This window comes from Dietzia sp. CW19 (genome assembly GCF_014145265.1).
Classification (GTDB): Bacteria; Actinomycetota; Actinomycetes; order Mycobacteriales; family Mycobacteriaceae; genus Dietzia; species Dietzia natronolimnaea.
Genome location: NZ_JAALEE010000126.1, coordinates 1 through 4394 on the forward strand (window position 1 = coordinate 1; position 4394 = coordinate 4394).

The 4394-nt window shown below is 70.3% G+C and carries 3 protein-coding genes; 1 reads left to right on the plus strand and 2 read right to left on the minus strand.

Annotation, left to right across the window (positions count from 1 at the left end):
- A partial coding sequence (locus G6021_RS04390; RefSeq protein WP_182640743.1) for a DUF3533 domain-containing protein occupies positions 1 to 1328 on the minus strand: 1328 nt, incomplete at its 3' end.
- A gap of 194 nt (positions 1329 to 1522) precedes the next feature.
- Here G6021_RS04390 and ilvD point away from each other — a divergent pair.
- Positions 1523 to 3361, plus strand: a complete 1839-nt coding sequence (gene ilvD, locus G6021_RS04395; protein ID WP_182609519.1) for a dihydroxy-acid dehydratase — start codon at positions 1523 to 1525, stop codon at positions 3359 to 3361.
- A gap of 22 nt (positions 3362 to 3383) precedes the next feature.
- Here ilvD and G6021_RS04400 read toward each other — a convergent pair whose 3' ends face one another.
- On the minus strand, positions 3384 to 4196 hold the full coding sequence (locus tag G6021_RS04400; protein ID WP_182609518.1) for a DoxX family protein: 813 nt from the start codon (positions 4194 to 4196) through the stop codon (positions 3384 to 3386).
- Positions 4197 to 4394: the final 198 nt, after the last annotated feature.

Genomic DNA, 4394 nt, shown 5'->3' on the forward strand with positions numbered 1-4394 from the left:
CGACCGCCCGCCGGAACACGGTCGGCGACGGCCTGGCGGCGCAGCCCCATGCGCTCGTAGGCGAGGGTGACCGCCACCCCCGCGAGCAGTCCGGCCACCGCCCAGCCGCCGAGGACCCACACCGCGTGCCCCAGGCCCGCGTCCCAGCTCGATTCGAAGAACATGATCGACCGCAGTCCGAGGTAGGCCTGGTGCATCGGCTGGAGGTTGCCGATCGCGACGAACACCTGCGGCAGCATCTGCGTCGGGGTGGCTCCGCCCGACGTCGGTATCCCCAGCACCACGAACACGACCAGGTTGACCAACAGCCCGGCGTTCCCGATCGCCGCGATGATCGTGTGTGCACACACCCCCACCGCGACGATCACGAGGTTCGAGAACCAGAACATGTGCCACGGGTCGTACCCGGTGACCCCGATGATGTGGGCGACGAGAAGGCAGAGCCCGGACACGAGCGGGGCCGTCACGAGTGTGACCACCCACTTGCGGGCCAGCGTCTGGAGCCGGCCGAACGGGGCCACGTGCACGTGCAGCGCCAGAGGTCCGATCTCCAGGGGGATGAACCCGAGCCGGGCGTCGAGCACGGCGGAGATGATCATCGCCCCGGTGAAGCCCGCGAGGATCACGATCAGCGCGTAGAACATCGGCAGCGAGGCGTTCGACACCCCCTCCGGCAGCGGGTTCCACGCGGTCACGTCGATCCCGACCGGGTCCTGGAGTGCGAGGGTCGCGGCGGCGCCGATCGTCCTGCCCTCCGCCTCGGCGAGCAACTGTGAGTCGGCGAGCAACCTGGGGCCCATCCGGTCGCGGAACGACTCCTGCATCGCCTCGGCCATGGTGTTCATCACCTGGCTCGACACGATGGAGACGCGGGGCGAGTACTCGACCGTGACCCGCGCGGGCGCGGGAGGTTCCGCCGCATCCCCCTCTTCGGTGGCCGCCGCCTCGACCAGACCGACCACCCGCTCGCTCAGGTCGGCGGGGATCCTGATCGCCCCGAAGTACGATCCGTCACGCAGTCCCTCCTCCGCCGTCCCGGGGTCCACGACGTGAAGCCGGATCTTCTCCCAGTCGTTGTTCTGGAGCAGGCCGGCGGTGATCTGCGATCCCACGTCGAGGTCCCGCACGCCGATCGGCGTGTCCAACGAGGCTCCGCGGTCGGAGTCCACCACCGCCACGGGAATGTGCCGGGCGTGGGCCTGGGGATCCGCGGTGCCGCCCAGATACATGAACGACAGCAGGAAGAACAGTCCGCAGACCAGAACCACCGCGCCCGCCGAGTGTGAGGCGAACTCGCGGAAGCCGCCGGTGTGGCCGGAGTCGGTCATGGTGATCCTCATTCGTGTGGAACGCCGGTCGACCACACGGCCGACCGAGACGAAGTTACTCCTGCCACCGCGGGTATCGTGTACCCGTCCCCCGGAGCGTCCCCGCCCACGTCACGGGGCCGCCCGCAGGCCTGATCGCAGGACTGCCACCCGGGACGCCCGTCCCGTCGTCTCCCGAACCGGATCGAGGTCCCATGCCCGCCCTGAGGTCCCGCACCAGCACCGCCGGACGCAATGCGGCGGGGGCCCGCGCACTCTGGCGCGCCACCGGCATGACGGACGCCGACTTCGGCAAACCGATCATCGCGGTCGCCAACTCGTACACGCAGTTCGTCCCCGGGCACGTGCACCTGAAGAACGTCGGCGAGATCGTCGCCGAGCAGATCACCGCGGCGGGTGGCGTCGCGCGCGAGTTCCACACCATCGCCGTGGACGACGGCATCGCCATGGGTCACGCGGGGATGTTGTACTCGCTTCCCAGCCGCGAGATCATCGCCGACTCCGTCGAGTACATGGTCAACGCGCACACGGCCGACGCCCTGGTGTGCATCTCGAACTGCGACAAGATCACGCCGGGGATGCTCAACGCGGCGATGCGTCTGAACATCCCGACCGTGTTCGTCTCCGGCGGCCCCATGGAGTCCGGCTTCTCGGTGGTCGTCGACGGCGTGGTCAAGGCCGGTTCCGACCTCGTCACCGCGATCTCCGCCTCGGCCAATTCGGCGGTCGACCAGGAGGGCCTCGACGCGATCGAACGCTCGGCCTGCCCCACCTGCGGTTCCTGCTCGGGCATGTTCACGGCCAACTCGATGAACTGCCTGACGGAGGCCCTGGGCCTGTCGCTGCCGGGCAACGGCTCCACTCTGGCCACCCACAGCGCACGGCGCGAGCTCTTCGCCGAGGCCGGCCGGGTCATCGTGGACCTCTGCCACCGCTACTACCGGGACGACGACGCCTCGGTCCTGCCGCGGTCGGTCGCCACCAAGGAGGCCTTCGCCAACGCCATGACGCTCGACGTGGCCATGGGCGGGTCCACCAACACGGTGCTGCACATCCTCGCCGCCGCGCAGGAGGGTGAGGTCGACTTCGATCTCCACGACATCGAGCAGATCTCCCGTCGGGTGCCGTGCCTGGCCAAGGTCGCACCCAACTCGGACTACTACATGGAGCACGTCCACCGGGCCGGTGGCATCCCGGCGATCCTCGGCGAGTTGTACCGCGGCGGTCTGCTGGAGACGGACGTCCACTCGGTGCACTCCCCCTCTCTCGAACAGCACATCGCGGACTGGGACATCCGCAGCGGTACCGCCACCGAGCAGGCGATCGAGCTGTTCCACGCCGCACCCGGCGGGGTCCGCACCATCGAGCCGTTCTCCACGGACAACCGTTGGGAGTCGCTGGACACGGACGCCGTGGACGGCTGCATCCACTCGGTCGAGCACCCGGCCACCGCCGAGGGCGGGCTGGCCGTGCTCCGCGGCAACATCGCGCCGGACGGATCGGTCTTCAAGACCGCCGGCGTGTCCGAGGCGAACTTCCACTTCAGCGGCCCGGCGCGGGTCGTGGAGTCGCAGGAGCAGGCGGTGTCGGTGATCCTGGACAAGACCCTGCAGCCCGGCGAGGTGCTCGTGGTGCTCTACGAGGGCCCGGCCGGCGGCCCGGGCATGCAGGAGATGCTCCACCCCACCGCGTTCATCAAGGGCGCCGGCCTGGGCACCAGGTGCGCCCTGATCACGGACGGCCGCTTCTCAGGCGGCTCGTCGGGACTGTCCATCGGGCACATCGCCCCCGAGGCCGCCGCCGGCGGCCCGATCGGGTTGATCCGGGACGGAGACGTCGTGACGATCGACGTGGCCACACGATCCATCTCGGTGGAGGTCGACGACGACGAGCTGGACCGTCGCCGGGCCGAGAAGGGACCCCTCCCGTGGCGTCCGGTCCACCGCGAGCGGGAGGTCTCCACCGCGCTGCGGGCATACGCCTCGATGGCGTCGTCCGCGGACAAGGGTGCCGTGCGGATCCTGCCGGGCTGACCTCCACGGCCCGCCGCCGCGGTCAGCCCGCGGTGACCGCCGGGCTGTCGGTCGTGGACATCAACGGGTTGCTGCCGTTGAGCAGGTACCAGATCACCCCTGCCGCGATCACGGCCAGCAGCAGCCAGATCACTCCGCTGAACCGGGGGCGGTGCGACCACCGCCACCTGCGGTCGACCGACCAGCGTCCGGCTCCCGCGAAGAGGAGTGCGAGCAGGGCGGCGACGTACAGGATCGACGTCTCGAGCCCACGGGTCGTCTCGCCGAGGAGCGGCACGGGGTCGTCACCGGTCAGCCGGACCGCGAGACCCAACCCGACCAGCCCGAGCAACCCGGCCGCCGCGACCGGCGTCGCCAGGCCCACGACGAGCAGGATCCCCGCGACCAGCTCGACGACCCCGCCGGCGATCGCGAGCAGTCGCGCCTGCTCGAAACCCGACTCGGTGAGGGTCTGCGTGAATCCGTCGAGTCCCGGGCCGCCGAACAGGCCGAAGAGCTTCTGCAGACCACGCATGGCCAACAGGACGCCCACCGCGAGTCGGAGGAGGAACAACCCGAAATCGGTCGTGCCGCGCCGGGAGATCTCGTCGCGGGGGGCGGGGTCGATCGTCGTGGGCTGGTCGCCGAACGGCAACGGCGCCGACGTGTCGTATCCCCCGGACTCGGAGAACTGCGAGTAGTCCGTCCGACCCGCCGCGGGGAATGCCGTGGTCGCCGAGTCCGCGGTCCCCGTGCCGGAACCGGCCCCCGTCGCGTTGGGGACGTCGAGCGGGTAGTCGACATCGTGGATGATCTCGGTTCGGGCGTCGTCTCCGGGCTTTGAGGAAGTCACCATGCGACCATAGGCCGCTTCCCCGGCACCCGCACCCAGGACACGGCGCACCGTAGGCTTGTCGCCATGAGATCGCTCTCGCTGCTGGTGGTCCTGGCCGTCGCGACGGCCGGGTGCGCGAGATTCGACGACCGTCTCGCCGCGCCCTTCACCCCCGCCCCCGGACCGGGGATGGGCGCGGCACCGCCGTCCAGCCCCCCC

What these genes read in the sequence shown, in the direction of transcription:
- ilvD (WP_182609519.1), top strand. Translation starts at nt 1,523, where the DNA reads ATGCCCGCCCTGAGGTCCCGCACCAGCACCGCCGGACGCAATGCGGCG.
- G6021_RS04400 (WP_182609518.1), bottom strand. Translation starts at nt 4,196, where the DNA reads ATGGTGACTTCCTCAAAGCCCGGAGACGACGCCCGAACCGAGATCATC.